Annotated in this window: 20 protein-coding genes and 1 tRNA gene; 10 read left to right on the top strand and 11 right to left on the bottom strand. The window is 64.5% G+C overall.

The features are described 5' to 3' along the window. Positions 1–92: 92 nt before the first annotated feature. Both OQZ28_RS06365 and OQZ28_RS06360 read right to left on the bottom strand, forming a co-directional pair. A complete protein-coding gene (locus OQZ28_RS06365; protein ID WP_458135518.1) occupies positions 93–773 on the bottom strand; it encodes a DUF1963 domain-containing protein in 681 nt (226 codons plus the stop codon). A gap of 240 nt (positions 774–1,013) precedes the next feature. After that, a complete protein-coding gene (locus tag OQZ28_RS06360) occupies positions 1,014–3,950 on the bottom strand; it encodes an Rne/Rng family ribonuclease (RefSeq protein ID WP_458135517.1) in 2,937 nt (978 codons plus the stop codon). A gap of 665 nt (positions 3,951–4,615) precedes the next feature. On the opposite strand from OQZ28_RS06360, the gene OQZ28_RS06355 reads away from it, so the two are divergent. Together OQZ28_RS06355 and OQZ28_RS06350 are read left to right on the top strand one after the other, a co-directional pair. Then, positions 4,616–5,542, top strand: a complete 927-nt coding sequence (locus tag OQZ28_RS06355; protein ID WP_458135516.1) for an N-acetylmuramoyl-L-alanine amidase family protein — start codon at positions 4,616–4,618, stop codon at positions 5,540–5,542. A 298-nt stretch (positions 5,543–5,840) separates the two neighbouring features. Beyond that, positions 5,841–7,415: a 2-isopropylmalate synthase gene (locus OQZ28_RS06350; RefSeq protein ID WP_458135515.1), complete on the top strand. Its 1,575-nt coding sequence runs from the start codon at positions 5,841–5,843 to the stop codon at positions 7,413–7,415. A gap of 112 nt (positions 7,416–7,527) precedes the next feature. Here the strand turns inward: OQZ28_RS06350 and OQZ28_RS06345 are convergent, their stop codons facing one another. Next, complete coding sequence (locus OQZ28_RS06345; RefSeq protein ID WP_458135514.1) at positions 7,528–8,118, bottom strand: hypothetical protein; 591 nt, start codon at positions 8,116–8,118, stop codon at positions 7,528–7,530. 312 nt (positions 8,119–8,430) lie between these two features. Here OQZ28_RS06345 and OQZ28_RS06340 point away from each other — a divergent pair, with 312 nt between their 5' ends. From OQZ28_RS06340 to OQZ28_RS06315, 6 genes are all read left to right on the top strand, one after another. After that, positions 8,431–9,477: a rod shape-determining protein gene (locus OQZ28_RS06340; protein ID WP_130730209.1), complete on the top strand. Its 1,047-nt coding sequence runs from the start codon at positions 8,431–8,433 to the stop codon at positions 9,475–9,477. A 137-nt stretch (positions 9,478–9,614) separates the two neighbouring features. Next, positions 9,615–10,517, top strand: a complete 903-nt coding sequence (gene mreC, locus OQZ28_RS06335; protein ID WP_130730208.1) for a rod shape-determining protein MreC — start codon at positions 9,615–9,617, stop codon at positions 10,515–10,517. Further along, complete coding sequence (locus OQZ28_RS06330) at positions 10,514–11,080, top strand: rod shape-determining protein (protein ID WP_130730207.1); 567 nt, start codon at positions 10,514–10,516, stop codon at positions 11,078–11,080. Before mreC ends, OQZ28_RS06330 begins: the two co-directional genes overlap by 4 nt. Positions 11,081–11,114: 34 nt before the next feature. Continuing rightward, positions 11,115–13,034, top strand: coding sequence for a penicillin-binding protein 2 (mrdA, locus tag OQZ28_RS06325; RefSeq protein WP_458135513.1), 1,920 nt, complete (start codon positions 11,115–11,117; stop codon positions 13,032–13,034). Positions 13,035–13,082: 48 nt separating this feature from the next. Beyond that, positions 13,083–14,240, top strand: coding sequence for a rod shape-determining protein RodA (gene rodA / locus OQZ28_RS06320; protein ID WP_130730205.1), 1,158 nt, complete (start codon positions 13,083–13,085; stop codon positions 14,238–14,240). After that, positions 14,240–14,632, top strand: coding sequence for a DUF3293 domain-containing protein (locus OQZ28_RS06315; protein ID WP_458135512.1), 393 nt, complete (start codon positions 14,240–14,242; stop codon positions 14,630–14,632). Before rodA ends, OQZ28_RS06315 begins: the two co-directional genes overlap by 1 nt. Positions 14,633–14,743: 111 nt before the next feature. On the opposite strand, the gene glyS is transcribed toward OQZ28_RS06315, so the two are convergent. Together glyS and OQZ28_RS06305 are read right to left on the bottom strand one after the other, a co-directional pair. Further along, complete coding sequence (gene glyS, locus OQZ28_RS06310) at positions 14,744–16,804, bottom strand: glycine--tRNA ligase subunit beta (protein WP_458135511.1); 2,061 nt, start codon at positions 16,802–16,804, stop codon at positions 14,744–14,746. Positions 16,805–16,810: 6 nt separating this feature from the next. Then, positions 16,811–17,701 (bottom strand): glycine--tRNA ligase subunit alpha, encoded by an 891-nt coding sequence (locus OQZ28_RS06305; RefSeq protein ID WP_458135510.1) that lies wholly within the window; start codon positions 17,699–17,701, stop codon positions 16,811–16,813. 210 nt (positions 17,702–17,911) lie between these two features. Between OQZ28_RS06305 and OQZ28_RS06300 the strand changes: the two genes are divergently transcribed. Beyond that, entirely contained in the window at positions 17,912–18,691 is a 780-nt protein-coding gene (locus OQZ28_RS06300; protein ID WP_458135509.1) for a DUF2076 domain-containing protein, read from the top strand. Positions 18,692–18,817: 126 nt separating this feature from the next. Here OQZ28_RS06300 and OQZ28_RS06295 read toward each other — a convergent pair whose 3' ends face one another. Beyond that, positions 18,818–19,177 carry a hypothetical protein gene (locus tag OQZ28_RS06295; RefSeq protein ID WP_458135508.1) on the bottom strand — a complete coding sequence of 120 codons (360 nt, stop codon included), beginning with the start codon at positions 19,175–19,177 and terminating at the stop codon, positions 18,818–18,820. A gap of 394 nt (positions 19,178–19,571) precedes the next feature. Between OQZ28_RS06295 and alkB the strand changes: the two genes are divergently transcribed. Further along, complete coding sequence (alkB, locus tag OQZ28_RS06290; RefSeq protein WP_458135507.1) at positions 19,572–20,228, top strand: DNA oxidative demethylase AlkB; 657 nt, start codon at positions 19,572–19,574, stop codon at positions 20,226–20,228. Between the two features lie 13 nt (positions 20,229–20,241). Here alkB and OQZ28_RS06285 read toward each other — a convergent pair whose 3' ends face one another. The 5 genes from OQZ28_RS06285 to OQZ28_RS06265 all read right to left on the bottom strand — a co-directional run bounded on the left by OQZ28_RS06285 (position 20,242) and on the right by OQZ28_RS06265 (position 24,483). Beyond that, positions 20,242–20,601: an Imm41 family immunity protein gene (locus tag OQZ28_RS06285; protein WP_165399086.1), complete on the bottom strand. Its 360-nt coding sequence runs from the start codon at positions 20,599–20,601 to the stop codon at positions 20,242–20,244. Positions 20,602–20,807: 206 nt separating this feature from the next. Continuing rightward, positions 20,808–21,422 (bottom strand): bifunctional 4-hydroxy-2-oxoglutarate aldolase/2-dehydro-3-deoxy-phosphogluconate aldolase, encoded by a 615-nt coding sequence (gene eda, locus OQZ28_RS06280; RefSeq protein ID WP_458135506.1) that lies wholly within the window; start codon positions 21,420–21,422, stop codon positions 20,808–20,810. A gap of 29 nt (positions 21,423–21,451) precedes the next feature. Beyond that, on the bottom strand, positions 21,452–23,290 hold the full coding sequence (gene edd / locus OQZ28_RS06275) for a phosphogluconate dehydratase (RefSeq protein WP_130730195.1): 1,839 nt from the start codon (positions 23,288–23,290) through the stop codon (positions 21,452–21,454). A gap of 459 nt (positions 23,291–23,749) precedes the next feature. Next, positions 23,750–23,825: transfer RNA gene (locus tag OQZ28_RS06270), tRNA-Lys, on the bottom strand. Positions 23,826–23,991: 166 nt separating this feature from the next. Then, the gene (locus OQZ28_RS06265) at positions 23,992–24,483 is read right to left on the bottom strand and encodes a peptidylprolyl isomerase (protein WP_061274494.1); all 492 of its coding nucleotides are present in this window, start codon (positions 24,481–24,483) and stop codon (positions 23,992–23,994) included. Between the last annotated feature and the right edge of the window lie 50 nt (positions 24,484–24,533).

The following is a 24,533-nucleotide window of genomic DNA, read 5'->3' as shown; positions in this document are numbered from 1 at the left end:
TTTTTGGTGAAGCTTTTTTCAAAAAGCTTCGAAGAACACCGCTTTTTTGAAAAAAGGCGGCACCCAAGAATGTTTACTCCCGCGCGTGCCTGTCAGTAAAACTCGCACGCCCAGCGCCACGCCCCATCGGGCGCGCGGAAGAAATAGGCGATCCCGGCATCAACCCAGATCAGGTGGACCTTTTCTTCCGAGCCGATCTGGAACACGAAATCCTCAACCCCTACGTCAGACTGCACCTCGGTCGGGTAGCCGCCCACCTTGGTCTGGTCATAGCGCTGGAAGTCATCGTAGAACGCCTTTTCTGCCGCTTCATCGTCATCAAGGGCGCCCATGTCGATCGGCAGGGCACAGGCCCCTTCCCGGTAGGGGGCGTCATCCTCAATGCGCGTCCAGCGAATGGGGAATGGCTTGAAGTCGTGGGTAGCCTCGGGCAGTGGCACCAGGCCATCGGTTGACGTATATTCACGGATCACCCAGCCTTCGCCATGTGGCTTGTCGAAGGGCAGATCCTCCATGTCGAAAAACACGACAATAAGGGCCAGATGGGCCAGCTGCTCCGGCACGTAAGGCAGTTCATCAATCCGGATCTGCAGGATGGGGATCATGGGCCTGCCGTTCCATTGAGGCAGGTTTTCACCCGGCTGGCTCACGCCCCGGCAGAACCATGACGTGACCGGGTCGGATGGCGGGCGAAAGCCGCCTGCGGTCGCAATCGAAGCCGGGCGGAGCAGGGTGCGAAGCTGGTCAAGGCATTTGCGGGCGGCTGGGGTCATGGTTGTTCCAGTCCTTTAACTTGTACAGTTTCTGCATGAACATGGTTATTATATATTAATGGAGAAATAATAAAAGTTTTTAGGCCTACTTTTTTAAACACAGCAGCTTTTAAAGCTTTTTGAAAAAATATTTACCAAAAACTTTTGATTGAAATAGAAAAACAGGATTCACCCGCGCAAGAAAAAACCTGCCTTCTTGCGAAGGCAGGTTTTCTACTTGGTCAGTCAGCTACGCTGTATTCAGCGCTTCCACCAGCCCGTGCGGCGGCGGGGCGTCGCTTCCGCTTCGGTCGATGCGGCAGGTTCAGCCGCGTCATCCGTTGCCGGTTCCGCTGCATCCTCCGCCTTCTTGCGGCGGCGCGTGCGGGTGGCCGTGGCCGCCGTTGTAGTGGCGGCCTTGCGGGTGGTGGCACGCTTGCGCGGCGCGGGCTTTGCCGGTGTGGCTTCCGCCGTCTCGGCTACGGCTTCCGCCTGGGCTTGCGTGGCCTCGGTGGCGGCAGGCTCGGCCTTCTTGCGGCGTGCCGGGGCACGGCGGCGCTTGGGGGCCTCTTCTGCTGCCGGGGCTTCGGCTTCCGCCTTCACGGGTGCTTCAGCCGCAGCCTCGGTGGCCTCATCCGCCTTGGCAGCCGTCTTGCGGGTGGTGCGGCGGCGCGTGGTGGCCGCCGTCGTGCCCGTGCTCCGGCTGGTCGCCCGCTTGCGTGCGGGTTTGGCGGGTGCGGCTTCCTCGGCAGGGGCCACTTCCTCGGCAACCTCGGGCGTTGCCTCGGCCGGGGTTTCTTCCGGCGTCTTGGCAGCGGCCCTGCTGCGGCGGCTGCGCGTGGTGGTGGCCGTGCTGCTGGCGCGGCGGCGGCGCGGCTTGGGCGCTTCCTCCACGGGTTCGGCCGCGGCTTCCACAACTACCGGCTCGGCAGGAACCGCTTCGGCTTCCACCACCGGTGCTTCGGCCTCTGGTGCGCTCACTTCGGCTTCCGCCCCGGCCTGCGGAGCCTCGGTGGTGGCTTCCGTTTCCACCGGGGTGCGGCGGCGCGTGCGGCGGCGGCGGCGCGGCTTGGGCGCTTCCTCTTCTGCAGCGACCGCGACCACTGCGGGTTCAGCTTCCACAACCTCTTCCACGATCTCGGCCGGTGCCGTGGTCTGCTCGATCACATCAAAGATGTCGATGATCGGGTCGCCATACGGGTCAGCCGGGGTGGGGCCGCGATAGGTTTCACGCGGCGCGGGAGCGGGCACGGGGGCCGGTTCCTCGGCTGCGGGAGCCTGCGGCGTCTCGGCCGTCTGCTCGGGCGTGGTGGCAGCGGAACCACGGCGACGACGGCGGCGACGACGGCGGCGATGGTCGGTGCCCGATGCGATATCCTCGTCCTCTTCCGTGCTGGCCGGGGCTTCCGGAGCGGCGTCCGCTACCGGCGGCTCGGCCTGGATCTGGATCTCGCGCACGGTGCTGTTTTCAGCCGGGGCATGCGTGATGGCGGCAGGGGCCTCGAAGCGGGCCGTCTGCTGGCGCACGCGCTCGATCTTGCACTCGGGCGGCTGCAGCGTGGCATCGGGTGCAAACACGACCTGCATCTTGTGCCGCGTCTCGATTTCCGAAAGCCAGGCGCGCTTGTTATTGAGGATGTAGAAGGCAACCTCGGGTGCCACCTGCACGGTGATTTCCGCAGCCTTGCGCTGCATGCCCTCGTCCTCGATCGCGCGCAGCACGTGCAGCGAGGAGCTTTCGATCCCGCGCACGATACCGGTGCCCTGGCAGTGCGGGCAGGGCATGAAGGCGGATTCGGCAATGGAGGGGCGCAGGCGCTGGCGCGACATTTCCAGCAGGCCGAAATGCGAGATCTGGCCCACCTGGATGCGCGCGCGGTCGGTGCGCAGGGCATCCTTGAGCTTGCGCTCGACCATGCCGTTATGCTTGCGGCTTTCCATGTCGATGAAGTCGATCACGATCAGCCCGGCAAGGTCACGCAGGCGGAGCTGGCGGGCGACTTCCTCGGCGGCCTCGAGGTTGGTGCGCAGTGCCGTTTCCTCGATGTTGCGCTCACGCGTGGCGCGGCCCGAGTTCACGTCGATCGCAACCAGCGCCTCGGTCTGGTTGATGACCAGGTAGCCACCCGACTTGAGCTGCACGGAAGGCGAGAGCATGGAATCAAGCAGCCCCTCCACCTTGTAGTGCGAGAACAGGGTCTGCTCGTGGTCCTGCCACAGGCGCACCTTCTGGGCGTTCTGGGGCATGAGCATGCGCATGAACTCGCGCGCCGACTTCCAGCCCGGCTCGCCATCGATCAGGATCTCGCTCACCTCGCGCGTGTAGATATCGCGGATGGCGCGCTTGATCAGGCTCGCTTCCTCATAGATCAGGGCGGGGGCGACGGATTCCAGCGTGTGCTGGCGGATGTCATCCCACAGGCGCAGCAGGTATTCGCAATCGCGCATGATCTCGGCGCGCGGGCGCTGGGCGCCGGCGGTGCGCACGATCATGGCCATGCCGCGCGGAATCGACAGCTCGGTAATGATGTCGCGCAGGCGGCGGCGATCGGCCACCGAGGTGATCTTGCGCGAAACACCGCCCCCGCGCAGCGAGTTGGGCATGAGCACGCAGTAGCGCCCGGCAAGCGACACGTAGGTGGTCAGCGCAGCACCCTTGTTGCCGCGCTCTTCCTTGACCACCTGCACGAGCAGGATCTGGCGGCGGCGGATGACTTCCTGAATCTTGTAGTTGCGCAGGAAGCGGGCGATGCGGCGCTGGGCCTGGGCCTCGTCGCCGGTATCGTTCTCGCCACCTACGGTTTCGGGTTCGTCGCCTTCGTCGTCCGCGGGGGTTTCGGTTTCGTCCTCGGCGCGGGGGGCGTCGTCTTCCTCGTCATCACGCGCGCGGCGTTCTTCCTCCGCGCGGCGTTCCTCTTCCTGCAGCGCGAGCAGCTTTTCGCGGTCCGCTACGGGGATCTGGTAATAATCGGGGTGGATTTCGCTGAAGGCGAGAAAGCCATGGCGGTTGCCGCCATAATCCACGAACGCAGCCTGGAGGCTGGGTTCTACACGGATAACCTTGGCAAGGTAGATGTTGCCCTTGAGCTGCTTCTTGGAAGCAGCCTCGACATCATAATCCTCAAGGTGGTTACCATCCATCACGACCACGCGGGTTTCTTCCGCGTGGGTCGTGTCGATCAGCATGCGTTTGCTCATAAATAGGCGCACTCCGGTGTGTCACGCTCCGGCATCCGGGCTGCGCGCGAGTCGTGGCGGCAGGAGGGGCGGGGGAGCGGACAAAAGCATGATTGAAAAAGCCGTGACCGGACCCGGACGGGAGACCACCGCGCCCTGCGCGGGCGGACAGGCCATGCGCCACGACCGGATGCGGCATGATCGTGCCGCCCGTATTCGCGCATGGTGTCATCGCATATGCGGAAAAGGTCCGCGTGGTGTCCAATCCATCCTCGGTCTTGGCTGGGGGAGGCGCGGCCCGGCCTGATTGCCGGGGCGGAACCTTCCGTATCGACTGGTATGCCATCCGGTCTCCTGTCGATGGGGAACACCGGTGCGGCTGCCTCAGGTCGTGCGTGGCATGTGCCCCCACGCCGTGGCGTGGCCGGTAAGCATACCGGTAAGCGCATGTCGCGCATGCATGATGCATGCCGGATGGAGTTTTTAAGTCATGCCTGCTGGCATTTCGCCCTACCAGGCATGCCAGCGCGGCAGCCAGACCGGGCGCGGTCCATCACGGCTGGGCAGCATGGCGCAATGTAGCCCTTCCTGCAAGGGGCTTGCGTTTATCCCGCTGACGGGGGGCGTGGATGGTGATAAGGAAAAAGATACATGAACCCGCAACTGCCCTGACCGGAAACCGATGCATGACCACTGGCTGGCCTGATGGAAACAAGGCGGGCCTGACAGCACGCAGGCCCGACCCCGTGCTGCCCCGCCGCGCTGTTGTGGCGGGGCTGGGCGTGCTGCTGCCCGGCAGCGCGCTGGCGCGGGTGGCGCCCCATGTGCCGGCCCATGTGCATGCGGCCGCCGCGGCCCATCACGCCGCCCACCCGCTGCATGCGCCCGCCATCGTGGGCCGGGCGGCAGCGCCAAAGCCGCTGGTCATGCTCGACCCCGGCCATGGCGGCAAGGACCCCGGCGCCATCGGCATTTCCGGTACGTATGAAAAGCATGTGGCGGAAGCGGCGGCCAGCGAGCTGCAGCGCCAGCTTGAGGCCAGTGGCCGCTATCGCGTGGCCATGACGCGCGCCGATGACCGCTTCATCCCGCTCGAGGGCAGAGTGGATATCGCGCACAGCCACAAGGCCTCGCTGTTCATTTCCATGCATGCCGATGCGCTGACCAACCGCGCCGTGCGCGGGGCCAGCGTCTATACGCTCTCCTCAAAGGCATCGGACCGGCAGACGGCCATGCTGGCGCGCACCGAGAACAGCGCCGACCGCTATGGCGGCCCGCACGTGCATGCGGATTCGCCCGAGGTGCAGGAAATCCTCGCCAGCCTTGTGACCGAGGAAACCCGCCACGGCGCGGCCCACATGGCCAGCAGCATCGTCACCGCCTTCCGCCCGCGCATCGGGCTGTTGCAGCATCCCTCGCGCCATGCCTCCTTCGTGGTGCTGAAATCGGCCGATATTCCTTCCGTGCTGGTCGAGATGGGCTTCATGTCCAACCACATGGATGAGGCCGCCCTGCGGCAGGCCGCCCACCGCATGGTGGTGGCGGGGGCCATGGTGCAGGCCATCGACCGTTATTTCGCCACCGACAGCATGGTCACCCATGCCACGGGCTAGGGCGCTTTTCGGGTTGCAATCACGTTGCGGGGCTGTATTGTGCCCGGCATGGTAACGACAGCGCACATCGTGGGGATCGGATCGGGCGCACATGCGCGCCTTTCCGCGCGCGCATGTGCCGCGACGGGACTCCTTCGTCTTCGACTTATCCGCCCCTGAGCGATCAGGGCCGGCCTGCGTGCCGGCGCGCCCAGGGGATTGATCGGAGCGGCCATGCAGCCGCGCGAACACGAACAGACAGGCCGCATGCGCGTGCCGTCGCCCGTCCCATGTCAGGACCAAGTCCGAGGTTATTACCATGAGCATCGACCATCCTTCCTTTGGCCGCATCGACCCCAACCGCGTCATCATCTTTGACACGACGCTGCGTGATGGCGAGCAGTCGCCCGGCTTTTCCATGAACCTCGCCGAGAAGCTGCGCATGGCCGAAGCGCTGGAGGAACTGGGCGTGGACGTGATGGAGGCGGGCTTTCCCGTGGCCTCCAAGGGCGATTTCGACAGCGTTCACCAGATTGCCCAGAAGATGAAGAGCACCGTGGTGTGCGCGCTCGCCCGCAGCGGCGGCAAGAACGACATCGCCAGTGCGGGCGAGGCGATCAAACCCGCGAAGCGCGGGCGCATCCACAACTTCATCTCCACCTCGCCGCTGCACATGAAGTACAAGCTGCGCATGGAGCCCGAGACGGTGCTCGAAGTCATCGAGGCCGGCAACCGCGCCGCCTGCCAGTTCACCGATGACGTGGAATGGTCCGCCGAGGATGGCTCGCGCACCGAGCCCGACTTCCTGTGCCGCTGTGTCGAGACCGCCATCCGCGCGGGGGCGACCACCATCAACATTCCCGACACGGTGGGCTATTCCACGCCCGAGGACATGGCCCGCATCTTCGCTGACCTGCGCGCCCGCGTGCCGGGGGCCGATGGCGTCATCTTCTCCACCCACAACCATAATGACCTGGGCCTGGGGGTTGCCAACACCATCGCGGCGCTGAAGGCGGGCGCGCGCCAGGTGGAATGCACCATCAACGGCATTGGCGAGCGCGCGGGCAACGCGGCGCTGGAGGAAATCATCATGGTGCTGCGCACGCGCCATGACGTGCTGCCCTTTACGACCGGCATCCATACCGAGCGCCTGCTGCGCACCTCGCGCATGCTGGCCACCATCACCGGCTTTGACGTGCAGCCCAACAAGGCCATCGTGGGCCGCAACGCCTTCGCACATGAAAGTGGCATCCATCAGGATGGCATCCTGAAAAACGCCGCCACCTACGAGATCATGACGCCCGAAAGCGTGGGCTGGACCCGCTCCTCCCTGGTGCTGGGCAAGCATTCGGGGCGCGCGGCCTTCCGCGACAAGCTCAAGGCCATGGGCTACGACAAGCTGGAGGAAGAGCAGTTCAACGAGGCGTTCGCCCGCTTCAAGGACCTGGCCGACCGCAAGAAGGTCATCTACGACGATGACCTGGTGGCGCTGGTTGACGATGAAGTGCGCGACCATGCCCGCATCCGCTTCATCTCGCTGGATGTAACCGCAGGCTCGCGCCGCCCCGCCACCGCCGATCTGGTGCTGGAAGTCGATGGCGCGCGGCGTGAAGGCCATGCGGAAGGGCAGGGGCCGGTCGATGCCGCGTTCAACGCCATCCGCGCCATCGTGCCGCATGATGCGACGCTGCAGCTCTATTCCGTCGGTGCCGTGACCGAGGGCAGCGACGCGCAGGCCCGCACCTCCGTGCGGCTGGGGGAAGATGGCAAGCTGGTCGATGGGCAGGGCGCTGATGCCGATACACTGGTCTCGGCCGTGCGCGCCTATGTGCATGCGCTCAACAAGCTGCTGGTCAAGCGCGACCGGGCCGAGCCTGCCGCACTCGAAGCCTGAGTGGCAGAACGCTTCGTAAAACGCTGCCTTCGTTAAATAAAGGCAGCGTGCCAGATGTCGTCACACCGCCCCGCCGTGTCCTGTCACGGCGGGGCGGTGTCATGCCGGGGGTTCAGTAGCCGCCTTCGCCTTCATAGCCCTGCTGGTAGCCGCTTTCCTGCCCGTAGCCATAGGGCTGGGCATAGCCACCCTGCTGCTGGCCGTAATAGCCGCTCTGGTCATAGCCGCCCTGGCTGTATCCGCCCTGACCATATTCACTCTGGCCATACGCCCCCTGACCATACGCCCCTTGGCCATACCCGCCCTGCTGGGGGTAGCTGGGGGTGGCGTAGCCGCGCTGGTTTGCGTAGCCCGCGCGCTGGCCCGCGGCCTCGGGGCAGCTCTGCGGCCCGTAGCCCGGCGGCAGGACCCGCCCGCCCGCGCACACGGTGGAAGGGGCCTCGCCACGGGGGCGGTTGCGCGGCGTGGTGGCGGCACCGATGGCAGCGCCCCCCGCCGCCCCGGCCAGCGCGCCAATGGCGGCGCCCTGGCCGCCGCCCGCCAGCCCCCCGATCAGCGCGCCGCCGCCTGCGCCAAGCAGCCCGCCGCCAATGGCGCGCTGGCCGGGGTCGCGCGTGTCCTCGCATGCGCCAAGGCCAAGGCACAGTGTCGCCGCAAGCAGCAGGGCCGGGCGAATGGTCATGCGGGGCGATGAAGTCTTCATGTAGTTTTTTTCCGCTTTTATGGCGGGCGATGCCACGATGGACCGCTTTCCGCCTGGTACAGGATCATAGATGGAGCGGTGATGGTGGTTTGGCCATGACCAAAGAGGGGCAATTTGTAACAATCCCCCCGGCTGTGAAGATTTTAATAAATTAAAACCCTATCGCCTCTTGCCCCTGCCTGCGCGCGCCGGTAATCCCTCGACCTTACCCAGACGGTTTTCGACGTGACGCAGGCATGCCATGAGGGCATGCGGTGCCGCCGGTCGGGAGATGGGACAGTCCTGTCTGGTGGTTGTTGTCGGGAGTTCTGGATGTTTGCTCGTGTACTGGGTCTGCTTTCCGCTGACATGGCGATCGACCTCGGCACGGCGAATACGCTGGTTTACGTGAAGGGGCGCGGCATCGTCCTGAACGAACCTTCGGTCGTCGCGCTGGCAGAGGTACGGGGCAAGAAACAGGTGCTCGCGGTTGGCGAGGAAGCCAAGCAGATGGTTGGCCGCACGCCCGGCAACATCACGGCCATCCGCCCGCTGCGCGATGGCGTGATTGCGGATTTCGAGGTGGCGGAGGAAATGATCAAGCATTTCATCCGCAAGGTCCATAACCGGCGCATGTTCGCAAGCCCGCTGATTATCGTGTGCGTGCCCTCGGGCTCCACCGCCGTCGAGCGCCGCGCCATCCAGGAAAGTGCCGAGAGCGCCGGCGCCCGCAAGGTGTTCCTGATCGAGGAACCCATGGCAGCCGCCATTGGCGCGGGCCTGCCGGTGACCGAGCCTTCGGGCAGCATGATCGTCGATATTGGCGGTGGCACGACGGAAGTGGCGGTCATCTCGCTCGGTGGCATCGTGTACGCGCGCTCCGTGCGGGTGGGTGGCGACAAGATGGATGAGGCGATCATCTCCTACATCCGCCGCAACCATAATCTCCTGATTGGTGAAAGCTCGGCCGAGCAGATCAAGATCCATCTTGGCTCGGCCATGCCGCCTGATGACCCGCAGGATCCCGGCCCGTGGCGCGAGGTCAAGGGGCGCGACCTGATCAATGGCGTGCCGCGCGAGGTTGTCGTCTCGCAGGCGCAGATTGCCGAGAGCCTTGCCGAGCCCGTCAGCCAGATTCTTGACGCGGTGACCACGGCGCTCGAAAATACCCCGCCCGAGCTTGCCGCCGATATCGTGGACAAGGGCATTGTCCTGACCGGTGGCGGCGCGCTGCTGTACCGGCTGGATGAAGTGCTGCGGCGTGAAACCGGCCTGCCGGTGACGGTGGGCGAGGATGCGCTGTCCTGCGTGGCCATGGGCACGGGCCGTGCGCTTGAGGAAATGAAGCGCCTGCGCAATGTACTGACAAGCATGTACTAACGACGGCCGCCGCCCACGGCGCAAGGCAGGGCGGCGTGCCGAGGGGGGAGACGCAGGACGATGCAGGTCCGGCGACCAGGCAGGAATGAACGATCCGACCGGCATGGCGCGGGCGCCGCGCGTGGGGAGCGTGCGTGATGCCTGTCTCCATCCAGTTCCGCCAGGCATTGGGCAAGCTCGTGCTGCCCGCCCTCATTCTCGTGGCCTGTGGCGTGATCCTGCTTGGCAAGGCCGATCGCGGGCTTATCGAGAAACTGCGCATGAATACGGCCGACCTGCTCGCCCCCGCCTACGGGCTGGTGGCCTGGCCGCAGGAGAAGCTGCGCTGGGTATCGGGCAACCTGCAGGATATCCGCAACCTCGAGGCCGAAAACATCCGCCTGCGCGCCGAGAACGTATCGCTGCGCCACTGGTATGACGTGGCGGCTGCGCTGGCCGATGAAAACGCGACGCTGAAGGCCAACCTGCACTGGATTCCCGATAACGCGCCCACCTTCGTCAGCGGGCGGGTGGTGCGCGACACCAGCGGGCTGTACGCCCGCGCGGTGCTGCTGGCGCTGAACCCCGATACGGCGGTGCGCAAGGGCGGCATCGCCCTTGATGGCGCGGGGCTTGTGGGGCGCGTGACCGAGGTGGGGCGGCGCTCGGCGCGGGTGCTGCTGATTACCGATTCGTCAAGCCGCCTGCCGGTTACGCTGGAATCGAGCCATGCGGCGGCCATCATGGCGGGCGACAATTCGGCCCTGCCGCGCATCATCTTCTACCCGCAGGACAATGTGCCGATTGAGGGCGAGCGTGTCGTGACCAACGGCGAGATCGAGAGCCTGCCTGCCGGCCTGCCAGTGGGGCATGTGCATTACCTGCGCCCCGGCCAGCCAGTGGTGGTGCCCGCCGCCGACCTCGATCATGTCGATATGCTGCGCGTGTTCGATTATGAGGATAGCGTGGTGCCACCCGATGCGCCGGGTCGCGTGCCCCTGCCCGCAGGTGGCGGCGCCATGCCCCTGCCCGCGCACCCCGATCAGGGCCTGCACGGATGAAAACCTTCACGCCCCCCCCGATCCGCCCCGGCATCCACCCCCGTTCGGGGCTGGGCTACCGTATCGACCATGGCGTGCGCAGCAGCGTGCCGTTCCTGTTCGTGTTCTTTGTCACGCTGGTGCTCTCGGCACCGCTCAACCTGCCCGGCCAGGTCGAGCTCATGCCCGCCATCATCATGGCTACCATTTTCCTGTGGTCGGTGTTCGTGCCGGCGCTCATGCCCTCGCTGGCGGTGTTCGTGCTGGGCATATGGGCCGATATCCTGAGTTTCGGCCCGGCGGGGGTGATGCTGCTCATGATGCTGATCGTGCATGGCGTGGCCCTGTCCGGGCGTTATACACTGGCACGGGTTAATTTTTTTATTCTGTGGCTTGTGTTTGGCGTGGTGATGGTGGGCGTTACGGCGCTACAATGGGTGCTGTGCTGCGCGCTGGCGCTGCATATCGTGGAGTTCCTGCCCTTTGTGTTCGAGACAGTCCTGGCCTTTGGCAGTTTTCCTGTTCTCTATACGGGATTTGTCTGGACCTACCGTTTTGTCGTCAATAACGCGGACCGCGCCTGAAGCCGGTGCCACGGCCTGCGTGCCGGATGAGTGAATGAAGTTACGCAAGAAGAAATCCGGCAACCGGCTCATGTCGCGCCCGGAGGAGGGCAAGAATCCCTCCCGTGGCGTCTTTACCCGTCGCGCCCTGCTGCTCATGGCAGCCCAGGGCGCGGTGCTCGGGGCATTGGGTGAACGTCTGTACGGGCTTCAGGTTCTCAACGGCAGTCATTATGCAAAGCTTGCGGAAAACAACCGCCTGAGCAAACGCTTCTTCGCCCCGCCGCGTGGGCGTATTACCGACCGGTTCGGCATCTCGGTCGCGGCCAACCGCATCAACTGGCGCGCCCTGCTGCTGGCCGAGGAAACCAGCGACATCAACGGCACGCTCGAGCGTTTTGCCCAGCTCGTGCCGCTCGAGCCGCGCGACAGCGTGCGCATCGAGCATGAACTGCGCCACAAGCGGCGGTTCATCCCCATCATGCTGCGTGATTTCCTGTCATGGGATGACATGGCGCGGCTGGAACTCAACATGCCCTCGCTGCCGGGCGTGCTGATCGATGTGGGCACAACGCGCGTCTATCCCTTCGGCCCGCTCATGGCGCATGTGGTGGGCTATGTGGCACCCCCGGCGGAAAAGGACGTGGTGCACAATGCCGAACTCGCCCTGCCGGGCATGCGCGTGGGGCGCTCGGGCATCGAGCAGACACAGGATTTGAGCCTGCGCGGGCAGGTGGGCTCGGTGGAGATGGAGGTCAACGCGGTGGGCCGCGTCATGGCCGAGCTGGACCGCGACCCCGGCCTTGCGGGCGACGAGATCGCGCTCACCATCGACAGTGGCCTCCAGCAGCAGGTGCTTGGCCGCATTGGCGACCAGTCGGCCAGCGCGGTGGTGATGGACTGCCGCAATGGCGAGGTGCTGGCCATGGTCAGCAACCCCTCCTTCGACCCCTCGCTGTTCGATAGCGGCGTGAGCCAGGCGCAGTGGATCGAGTGGACCAACAACAGCCAGACCCCGCTCATCAACAAGGCGGTGTCGGGGCTGTACCCGCCCGGTTCCACCTTCAAGCCCGCCGTGGCCATGGCAGCACTCCGCGCAGGCACGCTCTCCCCCTCCGACCGGATTACCTGCCCTGGCTATATCGATGTGGGCGGCACGCGCTTCCATTGCTGGTCGCGCTACGGCCATGGCACGATCAACCTGCGCCAGGGGCTGAAATATTCGTGCGACGTATTCTTCTATGAAGTCGCGCGCCGCACCGGCATGGACCCGATTGCCGCCACATCCGAACTGTTTGGCCTTGGCGCCAAACTCCCCGAGATCGAACTGCCGCATGTGCGCCAGGGGCTGATCCCCACGCCCACGTGGCGGCGCGCGCATGGGCATCACTGGAATGGTGGCGACACCATTGTCAGCGGCATCGGGCAGGGTTTCGTGCAGGTGACGCCGCTGCAGCTTGCCACCTATGTCTCGCGCATCGCCACGGGGCGCAACGTGCAGCCGCACCTGATCCGCTCGGTGGCGGGGCGCATGGCGGACCTGACCGATCTTGGCCGCGCACCGGGCATGGATATGCCCGAGCACTTCTTTGAAGACATACGGGCCGGCATGTTCGCCGTGGTGAATGAGGAGGGCGGCACCGCCCCCAAGGCGCGGCTGGACATCCCGGGCGTGCAGATGGCGGGCAAGACCGGCTCGGCGCAGGTGCGGCGTGTTTCGCGCGCCATGCGCGAGAGCGGTCATTTCAACTCCGCCAACCTGCCGTGGGAATACCGCCCCCACGCGCTGTTCATCTGTTTCGCGCCTTATGACGCGCCGCGTTACGCCACGGCCGTGGTGATCGAGCACGGCAATGCGGGTGCTGATGTCGCGGCCCCCCTTGCGCGTGATATCATGACCGATACCCTGCGCCGCGACCCGGTCAACCACCGCGAACCGCCGGGCCAGGAAGTGGCGCAGGCCGAGGTGGACTGATACGGGCCAGATGCCCCCGCCATGCCCGCGCCTGTTGTGGAGAATGGAATGAAATTCCAGAAGCGCCTGCTGCGCGCCGAACCCAATTTCCAGATCCTGACCAAGCTGTGGCAGGTCAACTGGCTGTATGTGCTGCTGATCTGCGCGCTGGCAGTGATTGGCTACGGGGCGCTGTATTCAGCCGGCGGGGGCACGTCGCGGCCGTTTGCCGGGCCGCAATCCATCCGCTTCTGCTTTGGCCTGGTCATGATGCTGGGCATAGCGCTGATGAGCCCGGCCATTCTGGTGCGCATGGCGTGGCCGCTTTACATCTTCTCGCTCATCCTGCTCGTTGCGGTGCTGCGCATGGGGCATGTGGGCAAGGGGGCGGAGCGGTGGCTGATGCTGGGCGGCATGCAGGTCCAGCCCTCCGAACTGGCCAAGATCGCGCTGGTGCTCATGCTGGCCTCGTGGTTTCACAAGATCAGTTACCGCAGCATGGGCAACCCGCTCATGCTGGTGCCGCCCGCGCTCATGGTGCTGCTGCCGGTCGCCCTTGTGCTCAAGGAGCCAAACCTGGGCACCGCCGTCATTATCGGCACTGTGGGGGCGAGCATGTTCTTTGGCGCGGGCATGCGGCTGTGGCAGATCGCGCTGCTGGTGCTGCCCATGCCCTTCCTGGCCAAGATCGCCTACAGCCACCTGCATGACTACCAGAAGGCGCGGGTAACCACCTTCCTGCACCCTGAAAGTGATCCGCTGGGTGCGGGCTACAACATCATCCAGTCCAAGATCGCGCTGGGGTCGGGCGGCATGTGGGGGCAGGGCTACCTGCGGGGCACGCAGGGGCAGCTCAACTTCCTGCCCGAAAAGCAGACCGACTTCATCTTCACCATGATCGCGGAGGAATGGGGGTATGTGGGCGGCATTACTGTCATCGGCATGCTGCTGCTGCTGGTCTTTGGCGGCATGCTGATCGCCATGCGCAGCCGCAACCAGTTCGGGCGGCTGCTCGGGCTTGGCATTTCCATGAACTTCTTCCTGTACTGCGCGGTCAACCTGTCCATGGTGATGGGGGCGATCCCGGTGGGTGGCGTGCCGCTGCCGCTCATCTCCTATGGTGGGTCAGCCATGCTCATGGTCATGTTCGGCTTCGGGCTGCTCATGTCGGCATGGGTGCATCGCAACTCCACCTTTGGCGAGACCACGCCGGGGGAAAAGGACTGATGGCGGCCATCGTGCCGCCCACGCCCGCCATCCATCGCTCCTACCGGCTCAGCACCTATCATGTGGCTGGCCTGCCGGTCATTCGCATTGGCCACAGGCCGCGCTGGCAGGGGCGTGCGCCTGCGGGCGATATCGTGCTGCTCAGCGCGTGCAACCCCGGTGGCAGGTTGCGGCCCGATGGCTGGAACCGGCGCATGATGGCGCATCTGGCCCGCGCCCTGTCCGGGCTGCCCCATGCCTTGGGGGAGGGGCGGCTGGGCAGGTGGTCCGAGCCACTTTATGGCGTGCGGGTGCCACTGGCGCGTGGGTTGGGGCTGGCGCGGCGGTTCCGGCAGAATGCCGTGGTGGTGGTGCACGGCAACCGGCCCGCGCGGCTGGTGTACCTCGCCTGAACCCGGAAGCAGACAGAAGTTTTTGGTGAAGCTTTTTTCAAAAAGCTTAAAAAAATGCCGCCTTTCTGGAAAAAATGCGGCACCCAAAAACGTCTGTTTTTTTAAGTCTTCCTAGCCTTCGATCTGGCTGAAATCGGCAATCAGCACCGTCATGCGGCATAGCTCCGACAGCAGGCGCAGGCGGTTGGCGCGGATGGCGGGGTCGTTGTCATTGACCGTCACCTTGTCAAAGAACTGGTCCAGCGCCGGGCGCAGGGCCGCGACATCGCGCATGGCATCGGCGTAGCGTTCCTGAGCGGTTGCCTGCTCGACGGCAGGGATGGTGCTGGCAAGCTGGTCGGCCAGCGCCTTTTCCTCTGGCTGGGCATACAGTGCGGGGTTGGGCGTGCCTTCATGCGGGCCGTCCTTGCGGTCCTCGATGCGCAGGATGTTGGCGGCACGCTTGGTGGCGGCGAGCATGTTGCGCCCGTCATCAGTCTCCAGCATGTCGGCAATGGCCCTGGCGCGGGCCAGCAGGCGCACGATGTCGGTATCGGTATTGCCCACCGATACGGCGGCCAGAATGTCATGCCGCGCGCCTTCGCCACGCAGCTGCACGCGCAGGCGGTCGGCCACGAATTCGGGCAGCACGTCCAGATCGGGCGCAAGGCGCAGGGCCTCGGGCAGGCCCTGTGCTGCCTCCCAGAACACTTTTGCCAGATCCAGCCGCAGCCCGTTTTCACGGATGATGCGGATCACGCCAAGGGCCGCCCGGCGCAGGGCATACGGGTCGCCCGAGCCGCCCGGTTTTTCACCCACGGCGAAGAAGGCCACCAGCATGTCGATCTTGTCGGCCAGCGCCACCGCCACCGAGACCGGGGCGGCGGGCACTGCGTCCAGCGGCCCGCGTGGCATGTAATGCGCGCCAATGGCATCGGCCACCGCAGCGGGTTCGCCATCGTGGCGGGCGTAATAGGCCCCCATGATGCCCTGAAGCTCGGGGAACTCGCCGACCATGCCGGTGGTGAGGTCCGCCTTGCACAAAAGGGCCGCGCGTTCGGCCTGTGCCTGATCGGCCCCGGTCATGCCCGCAAGGATGCCCGCCAGCCGCACGATGCGCTGCACGCGCTCGCCCTGGCTGCCAAGGCTTGCATGGAACACGATGCGGTCGAGTGCGGGCACGCGGCTTGCCAGCGTGGTGGCGCGGTCGAGATCCCAGAAATGGCGGGCATCGGCAAAGCGGGCACGCAGCACGCGCTCGTTGCCTGCAATGGTCAGCGCCCCGCCATCGCCGGGCAGCAGGTTGGCCACGAAGGCGAAGCGCGGCGCAGCCGACCCATCGGAATTGCGCAGCGCGAAGTAGCGCTGGTTCACCCGCATGGAAACCTGCATCACCTCGGGCGGCAGGGTCATGAATTCATCATCGATCTGGCCAAGGAAGGGCACCGGCCATTCGGTCAGCCCCGCCACTTCATCGATCAGGCCGGGATCGGCCACCACGTTCAGCCCTTCCTCGCCTGCAAGGCGGGCAACCCCTTCGGCAATGGTGGTGCGGCGGCGGGCGGCATCAGGCTCGACCTGACGGGCGCGTAGGCCGTCGAGCCAGTCCTTGGTGCTGCTGACGGCAAACGCACCGGGGGCGGTAAAGCGGTGGCCCTCGGTCAGGTTGCCCGCCTTCAGGCCGTGGCCGTTATCCTCGCCTTCCGCCAGGGTAAAATCGACCACCCTGCCATCAAGCAGGCACACGATGCGGCGCAGCGGGCGCACCCATGTAAAGGCGCTGCCCACGCCCCAGCGCATGGATTTGGGCCACGGGAAGCGGCGCAGCAGGCCGGGCAGCACCTCGGCAATGCGGGTTGCGGCATCAACGGGCGCAATCTCGCGGTGCAGCACCCAGAAGCCGTTCTCGGCCACCAGCGCATCCTGTGTCACGCCATGCTTGCGCATGAAGCCTGCGAGTGCCTTCTCGGGCGCGCTTTCACGCGGGCCGCGTTCATTGACCGTGCTGCCGGGCACCGTTGCATCAACCTCAAGCGACAGCGCAATGCGGCGCGGGCTGGCATAGGCCACAGCTGCGCGTGGCTTGAGGGGGCTCAGCGCCTCGGTTACGAGGCGTTCGAGGTCGGCAGCCGCGCGTGCCTGCATGCGGGCCGGGATTTCCTCGGAAAAAAGTTCGATAAGCAGTTCGGGCATGATCTCTTATTCCTCGCCCGCCAGCCACGTTTCACAGCAGCGCCTGGCCAGGTTGCGCACGCGGCCGATATAGGCGGCGCGCTCGCTTACGCTGATCACGCCGCGCGCGTCGAGCAGGTTGAACAGATGGCTGGCCTTGAGGCACTGGTCATAGGCGGGCTGGGCCAGCCCGGCCTCGGCAAGGGCGGTGGATTCGCGCTCGGCATCAATGAAGTGCCGGTGCAGCATCTCCACATCCGCCACCTCGAAGTTGTGGCGCGAATAATCCTGCTCGGCGCGCAGGAACACATCGCCATATTTCAGGCCCTGGCCGTTGAAATCGAGGTCATAGACATTCTCGATTCCCTGCACGTACATCGCGAGCCGTTCCAGCCCGTAGGTCAGCTCGGTGGAGGGCATGACGGTGGCAATGCCGCCAACCTGCTGGAAATAGGTGAACTGCGTCACCTCCATGCCATCGCACCACACTTCCCACCCCAGGCCCCAGGCGCCGATGGTGGGGTTCTCCCAGTCATCTTCCACAAAGCGGATGTCGTGCTCGAGCGGGTCGATGCCGATGGCGCGGTAGCTGTCGAGCAGCAGCTTCTGGCTCTCCTCCGGCGTTGGCTTGAGCAGCACCTGGTACTGGTAATAGTGCTGGAGGCGATTCGGGTTCTCGCCATAGCGGCCATCCGACGGGCGGCGGCATGGCTGCACGTAGGCGGCCTTCCATGGCTTGGGGCCAAGGGCGCGCAGCGTGGTGTGCGGCGAGAGCGTGCCTGCGCCCACCTCCGTGTCATAGGGCTGGAGGATGGCGCAGCCCTGATCGGACCAGAACTGGTGCAGCTTCAGGATAAGCCCCTGAAAGGACAGCGGGCGCGGTGAGATGGGTGATCGGGGCACGGGGGCCGGGTCCATGAACGAGATGCTCCGGTAAACGGGGAGAGGTCTGCACCATCTGGCGCAAAATCGCCGGACAGCATACCGTTATGCGGCCCCGACCGGAAGGTCGGGCGTGCCATACGCCAAAAGCGGCCCCGCATGGCGGCTTGGGGCCTTGCTTATTGCGCCCGCACGGACCACATCGGCAGGGATACGGTATTCCCAGCCCAAGGCAGGACAGACAGGATGAATGACCAGGAACGCGAACTGATCACACAGTTTTTTGCCCGCGTGGGGGGCAATGCCCCCGGCAGCGTGCCGCAGACGACAACTGCCCTCCCGCCGATCGACCCGCAGGCCGATCAGTATATCGGGCAGATGTTCCAGAAATATCCTGAAGCCCGCTACCGCATCACCCAGACCGCCGTGGTGCAGGAAGCGGCCTTGGCCGAGGCGCAGAACCGGATTCGCCAGTTGCAGTGGCAGCTCCAGCAGGCGCAGCAGCAGATCCAGCAGATGCAGCAGCAGGTGCCCCCGCAGCCATCATCGGGTGGCAGCGGTGGCGGGGGGTTCCTCAGCGGTATCTTTGGTGGCGGCCAGCGCGCGCAGCAGGCAGCGCCCCCGCCGGGCTGGGGTGGGGCTGCGCCTTCATCACCGCCGCCGCAGCCGGTTTACCCGCAGGGTATGCAGCCGGGCATGTTCCGCTCGGGCGGCTCGGGCTTTCTGGGCTCGGCGCTGACCACGGCGGCCGGTGTGGCCGGTGGCATGATGATGGGCAACGCGCTGACCGGCCTGTTCAGCGGGCACCATGATGATGGCGGCTTTGCCAGCGGCATGCCCCAGGGCGGCACGGGCGAGACCATCATCAACAACAACTACGGTGACAGCACGGCCGGTACCGGCGGCGCCGACCCGTTTGGTGGTGGTGGCACCACGGCGGATTCCGGTTTTGATGCCGGTGGTGGTGATGACGGCGGTGGCTTCGACGGTGGCGGCTTTGACGCGGGCGATGACAACAGCTTCTGATTGAGTGCTGTCTTGTTAAGGGAAGGGGCATCCGGTGCGGGTGCCCCTTTTTTTATGCGGATGCCTGCAAAAGGAGGCTGCGGGCCGGGTCGGGAGACGGCCTTGGGGCGGACGGCCTTTGCCACTTCATGCCGTTCTTGAAGTAACAGTCCATGGGGCCGTTTTCTCAGGCACAGGCAGTGTCATCACGTCCTTGCTGAAATCCGGTTCTCCCCACAGGTGGCGGACTTCTGCGCGGCTCATGTCAAAGTGGAGGCCGAAAGGCAGTTCTCCATGATAATATTGGTAGCCATCCCCATAATTTTTGCTATAGAAAAAGATATTATCAATGATGTTTTTCCCGGATTCCTTGCATAGGCAAAATCCATCATTGAAGAATTCATAATCGACACGATCATCGATTTCTTCAATATTATCATATCGCTTTTCAGAGATTATTTTTATTTTGTCAGGCGCAATTCCCAACAGATCAGTTATATCTTTCATTCCAGATGCCTATTGAAGATTTCATGCAGTTCCCAAGAAAACAATCCTGCCCGGTTGAGGCGGGGAAGGGGAGCATTTTTGTCATGATGGTATGCGGGCAACCGGAATGATGATGGCACGATGCGGCTTTTGAGGTGCGTGCCCATATCTTTTCTAAGGGGTAGCTGAAGGTCTGATCGAGCATCCAAATGCCCTTTGTTAAAGAAGGCAGTACATGATAGCGCTTTAAAATAAAAAGAAGTTTTTGGTGAAGCTTCTTTCAGAAAGCTTTGAAGAGCACTGCCTTTCTGAAACAGGACGGCACCCGGAAACTTTTATCATTTTTTCTCAATGAGTTGTTTTCAAACAGTCTTTTAACGCTCCGTAGCAAGGAACAAGGGGGAAAAGACCGGGTATGGCGCAGCAGGAATTCATGCTCGACCCACCGCCAGCCTCCGCACCGAAGCACGAAGTGCTCGATGCCGGGGCCATGGTGTTGCGCGGCCATGCCGCGCCACAGGCACGCGAGATGCTGGCGGGCATAAAGCAGATTGCCCGCCTCTCGCCCTTCCGGCGCATGACAGTGGCGGGCGGCGGCACCATGTCGGTTGCCATGACCTGCTGCGGGGCGGCAGGCTGGTGCAGCGATGGGCAGGGCCACCGTTATGAGACCCGCGACCCCATGACCGGCGAGCCCTGGCCTGCGCTGCCCCTTGCGTGGCGGGACTGGGCCATTGAGGCCGCGCGGCTTGCGGGGCATGAGGGTTTTACGCCCGATACGTGCCTGATCAACGGCTACCGCCCGGGCGCGCGCATGGGGCTGCATCAGGATGATGATGAGCGGGCGGATGCGCCGGTTGTGTCCGTCTCCTTCGGCCTGCCTGCCATCTTTCAATGGGGCGGGTTGCGGCGTGCCGACCCGGTCCGGCGTATTGCGTTGCTGCATGGTGATGTAGTGGTGTGGGGTGGCCCGTCGCGGCATGTCTTTCACGGCATCGCCCCATTGCGGGCAGGCCAGCACCCGGTTACGGGGCCGTGCCGCTACAACCTGACCTTCCGGCGGGTGTGGTAGGGCAGGGGCTGCGTCAGGCCGGGCGGAACTGCCAGCTACCCAGAAAATGGTCGAACACCATCTGCACTTCTTCGCGCCGTGCCACGAACAGGTCGATATCCATGTTGGCGATCCTGTACAGATCATCGGGGTTGCAATGGCTGAGCAAGGCAACGGACATCAGGTAGCTGAAGATATCAAAGGCCTGCGCGCGTATTGTGGCATCCTGGCATTTATGATGGGTCAGGCAGGTGATGGCCTGCTTCAACCGCGTGAATTCGCCTTCATCCCAGACCCATTCCTCATGCAGCCTGCCGAGGAAGGAATCATCGCGGAAATGGGAACTGAAGGGTGCATTATGCGCAACAATCTCTTCCGCCCTGGTCTGATCCATAACGGGTCTGCTCCCTTGTGTAACAGTCATGACCCTATGACGTCATGGCCCGAAAGGCGAGGACAGAAGTGAATTGTTGGCGGTTATTTAAGTTACGGACAGTTCTGGTAAATATTTTCTCAAAAAACTTCCAAAAAGAATGCCGCCTTTTTTGAAAAAAGGCAGCACCTGAGAAGTTTTATTTTGATCAGCGCGGTATGAGGCGATCAGACCTTGAGGGCCGCCGCCTGCCTTGCGCGCGCGGTAATGGCCGCCACATCCGGCGCACCTGCGGGCACCAGCCACGAGCCGCCCACGCACAGCACGGAGGGCAGGCCCAGCCAGTCTGCCGCGGTCTCGGCCTTGATGCCACCGGTGGGGCAGAACCGCGCCTGCCCGAACGGAGCCGAAAGCGCCTTGAGCGCCGGGATGCCGCCCGCCGCCACGGCGGGGAAGAACTTGAAGTGCGAAAGCCCAAGGTCCAGCCCGCGCATGATGTCGCTGGCATTGGCCGTGCCGGGCAGCAGCGGCACGTCGCTCGCCCGTGCGGCCTGCGCCACATCCGTGGTCAGGCCAGGGCTGACGATGAAGCGCGCCCCCGCATCGACCGAGCGCTTGAGGTCATCACCATTGAGCACGGTGCCAGCGCCCACGACGGCGCCTTCCACCTTCGCCATCTCGGCAATCACGTCCAGCGCGCAGTCGGTGCGCAGGGTTACTTCCAGCGCGCGCAGGCCACCGGCCACAAGGGCCTCGGCCACTGGGCGGGCATGGGCGGGGTCGTGAATGACCAGCACCGGAATAACCGGGGCAAGGGTCATGATCTCTTCAATGCGGGCCATGTCGGCTCCCTTGTGCAAGGCGTTGGGGTTCACGCGCTCTGTTGTGCAGCCATGTGGTCCATGGAGGCAAGAATGGCCGAGGCCCCCTGCTCGGGCAGGTCCACATTATTGCGCATCAGCGCAAACAGCTCGCGCCCGGTGCCGAACTGCGGCGCAGGCGGCCGGGCAGGCGTGCGGTCGGCCAGCACGCTGGCCTCAACCAGTGCCTCGATGCGGCCCGTCTGGGCGCACACGCGCACCATGTCGCCATCGCGCAGCAGCGAGAGCGGGCCGCCCACATAGGCTTCCGGCCCGATATGGATGGCGGCGGGCACCTTGCCGCTGGCACCTGACATGCGGCCATCGGTTACGAGTGCCACCTTGTGCCCGCGGTCCTGCAACACCGCCAGGGTGGGGGTGAGCTTGTGCAGTTCCGGCATGCCGTTGGCGGCAGGGCCCTGAAAGCGCACCACGACCACCACGTCACGGTCGAGTTTGCCATCGCGGAAGGCGGTCAGCACGTCTTCCTGGTGGTCGAACACGGCGGCCGGGGCCTCGATGGTCCAGCGCTCGGGGGCGACGGAGCTGGTCTTGTAGATGCCGCGCCCCAGATTGCCTTCCATCACCCTTATGCCGCCATCGGCGCGGAAGGGGTTGGCGGGCGGGCGCAGGATGCTCTCGTTGGTGGAAGGGCCAGCCTCTTCCCACACCAGCTTATCCTCACGCAGTTCGGGCTTCTTGCGGTATTCATCAAAGCCGCCGCGCGCCACGGTCAGAATATCGGGGTGCAGCAGGCCCGCATCAAGCAGCGAGCCGATCAGGCTGGGCATGCCGCCCACCGCGTGGAAGGCATTCACATCCTCCGACCCGTTGGGATAGACGCGGGTGAGCTGTGGCACGATGGCCGAAAGCTGGTCGAGGTCGGTCCAGTCGATGATGATGCCCGCCGCCCGCGCCATGGCGGGGATGTGGATGGCAAGGTTGGTCGACCCGCCCGTGGCCAGCAGCCCCACGGCGGCGTTGACGATGGCGCGCTCATCAACACACAGCCCCAGCGGGCGATAGTCCTCGCCGCGCGTGCCGATCTCGCTCAGGCGGTGGATGGCCGCGCGCGTCAGTTCCTGGCGCAGCCTGGTGTTGGGCGGCACGAAGGAGGAGCCGGGCAGGTGCAGGCCCATCACCTCCATCAGCATCTGGTTGGTGTTGGCCGTGCCATAGAAGGTGCAGGTGCCTGCCGCGTGATAGGATTCGGATTCCGCATCCATCAGCCGGTCCTTGCCCACCTTGCCCTCGGCATAAAGCTGGCGGATGCGCTGTTTTTCACTATTGGGCAGGCCCGATGGCATGGGGCCGGACGGGATCAGGATGGTGGGCAGGTGGCCAAAGCGCAGCGCGCCCATGAGCAGGCCGGGCACGATCTTGTCGCATATGCCCAGCATGGCAACGCCTTCATACATGCCATGGCTCAGCCCGACAGCGGTCGAGAGCGCAATGACATCGCGGCTGAACAGCGAGATTTCCATGCCCGGCTGGCCCTGGGTCACGCCATCGCACATGGCGGGCGTGCCGCCTGCCACCTGCGCCGTGCCGCCCACCTCACGCGCGAACAGCTTGATCTGGTCGGGGTAGCGGCCATAGGGCTGGTGGGCGGAGAGCATGTCGTTATAGGCGGTGATGATGCCCACATTCATGCCGCCTGCCGCACGCAGGCCGGCCTTGTCGTTGCCCGAGGCCGCGATGGCGTGGGCCAGGTTGCCGCAGGCCAGGCGCGGGCGGCTGATGCCGTTTTCACGCTCGCGGGCGATCAGGTCCAGATAGGCCCTGCGGGTGCGGGCCGAACGGGCGATGACCCGCTCGGTCACGGCGGTCAGGACGGGGTGCAGGCTCATGGCATCTCACAGACTTTGAAGCACCTGCGCCGGGCTGTGCCGGGGCAGGCTCGCCATCCATTGCACCGGCAACGATAGCGGGAGAGAAAGCGGCCGGAATGTGCGAATATCCTGTGACCGCATGGCGGAAGGCCATTTATTGGAAAAAATGGACCCAGATCAAGACATAAAATTATAAAAAAATTAGCGATAAGATAACTTAATTATTAAAACGAATATGAAGCCGCCTGAAAACCCACTTTTCCGTAGCCCGTTTGGCCCATGAAAGCTGGCATCCGGCCACGCGTTATCGCCACGGGCCGGTTGCTCCATGGTGGGCCATATCAAGATTTTACGGGAATAAGGGTGCAGCGCCACGTGTTCGCGCAAACAGGCACGAACAACCATCACCCACGCGCGCAACAGGTGGCGACAGGGGCGCAGGAGCCACAAAAAGCAGGGAAGGAAAGAAAGGGGTCCTGGTGAGCCGGGTGGGATTCGAACCCACGACCATTCGATTAAAAGTCGAATGCTCTACCGACTGAGCTACCGGCTCACATGACCTGTTTCATCAGGGGCCAGCGTGCCGGTCAGGCCGGGGCGTGGCGCCTTGGGCAGGTCTCTAAACATCCACGGCGGGAGTGTCAACCTGCGCGTGCCGTTTATGCAGGCCCGCAGGGGTGCCGGGCGGCGGCAGGGTGCGCCGCCCGGCATGGGCCGGATCAGGCCTCGGCGTCGGCCGGGCGCATCTTGATGATGCGGTCGGGGTCCTGCACCATGCCGCTCTGGCCCGCGCCGCGCTTGATCTGGTCGATGTGGTCCATGCCTTCAATCACCTGGCCTACGATGGTGTACTGGCCATCAAGGTGCGGCGAGGGCTCGAACATGATGAAGAACTGGCTGTTCGCGCTATCGGGGTTCATGGTGCGGGCCATGCCCACCGTGCCGCGCTCGAACTTGGCCTTGTTGGTGAACTCGGCCTTCAGGTCCGGCAGCTTGCTGCCCGAGGTGCCGGTGCCCGTGGGGTCGCCACCCTGCGCCATGAAGCCATGGATCACGCGGTGGAAAGGCGTGTTGTCATAAAAGCCTTCCGCCGCCAGCGTGCGGATGCGCTCTGCGGCAAGCGGCGCAATGTCGGGACGCAGGCGGATCACCACCCGTCCTGTCTTGAGATCGACGTTGATCAGGTCGGACTTGTTTTCAGTAGCAGACATCGTGATCCGTTTCGTAAAAAGGGGTGTGGGAGGGCTGGCCCGCGTCAAGG

Source organism: Komagataeibacter sp. NFXK3, assembly GCF_054182245.1.
The sequence above is the reverse complement of the archived record's forward strand: the minus strand, read 5'-3'. Positions and strand labels throughout refer to the sequence as shown.

Coding starts and splice junctions, on each gene's coding strand:
- OQZ28_RS06365 (WP_458135518.1), bottom strand. CDS start 773: ATGACCCCAGCCGCCCGCAAATGCCTTGACCAGCTTCGCACCCTGCTC.
- OQZ28_RS06360 (WP_458135517.1), bottom strand. CDS start 3,950: ATGAGCAAACGCATGCTGATCGACACGACCCACGCGGAAGAAACCCGC.
- OQZ28_RS06355 (WP_458135516.1), top strand. CDS start 4,616: ATGACCACTGGCTGGCCTGATGGAAACAAGGCGGGCCTGACAGCACGC.
- OQZ28_RS06350 (WP_458135515.1), top strand. CDS start 5,841: ATGAGCATCGACCATCCTTCCTTTGGCCGCATCGACCCCAACCGCGTC.
- OQZ28_RS06345 (WP_458135514.1), bottom strand. CDS start 8,118: ATGAAGACTTCATCGCCCCGCATGACCATTCGCCCGGCCCTGCTGCTT.
- OQZ28_RS06340 (WP_130730209.1), top strand. CDS start 8,431: ATGTTTGCTCGTGTACTGGGTCTGCTTTCCGCTGACATGGCGATCGAC.
- mreC (WP_130730208.1), top strand. CDS start 9,615: ATGCCTGTCTCCATCCAGTTCCGCCAGGCATTGGGCAAGCTCGTGCTG.
- OQZ28_RS06330 (WP_130730207.1), top strand. CDS start 10,514: ATGAAAACCTTCACGCCCCCCCCGATCCGCCCCGGCATCCACCCCCGT.
- mrdA (WP_458135513.1), top strand. CDS start 11,115: ATGAAGTTACGCAAGAAGAAATCCGGCAACCGGCTCATGTCGCGCCCG.
- rodA (WP_130730205.1), top strand. CDS start 13,083: ATGAAATTCCAGAAGCGCCTGCTGCGCGCCGAACCCAATTTCCAGATC.
- OQZ28_RS06315 (WP_458135512.1), top strand. CDS start 14,240: ATGGCGGCCATCGTGCCGCCCACGCCCGCCATCCATCGCTCCTACCGG.
- glyS (WP_458135511.1), bottom strand. CDS start 16,804: ATGCCCGAACTGCTTATCGAACTTTTTTCCGAGGAAATCCCGGCCCGC.
- OQZ28_RS06305 (WP_458135510.1), bottom strand. CDS start 17,701: ATGGACCCGGCCCCCGTGCCCCGATCACCCATCTCACCGCGCCCGCTG.
- OQZ28_RS06300 (WP_458135509.1), top strand. CDS start 17,912: ATGAATGACCAGGAACGCGAACTGATCACACAGTTTTTTGCCCGCGTG.
- OQZ28_RS06295 (WP_458135508.1), bottom strand. CDS start 19,177: ATGAAAGATATAACTGATCTGTTGGGAATTGCGCCTGACAAAATAAAA.
- alkB (WP_458135507.1), top strand. CDS start 19,572: ATGGCGCAGCAGGAATTCATGCTCGACCCACCGCCAGCCTCCGCACCG.
- OQZ28_RS06285 (WP_165399086.1), bottom strand. CDS start 20,601: ATGGATCAGACCAGGGCGGAAGAGATTGTTGCGCATAATGCACCCTTC.
- eda (WP_458135506.1), bottom strand. CDS start 21,422: ATGGCCCGCATTGAAGAGATCATGACCCTTGCCCCGGTTATTCCGGTG.
- edd (WP_130730195.1), bottom strand. CDS start 23,290: ATGAGCCTGCACCCCGTCCTGACCGCCGTGACCGAGCGGGTCATCGCC.
- OQZ28_RS06265 (WP_061274494.1), bottom strand. CDS start 24,483: ATGTCTGCTACTGAAAACAAGTCCGACCTGATCAACGTCGATCTCAAG.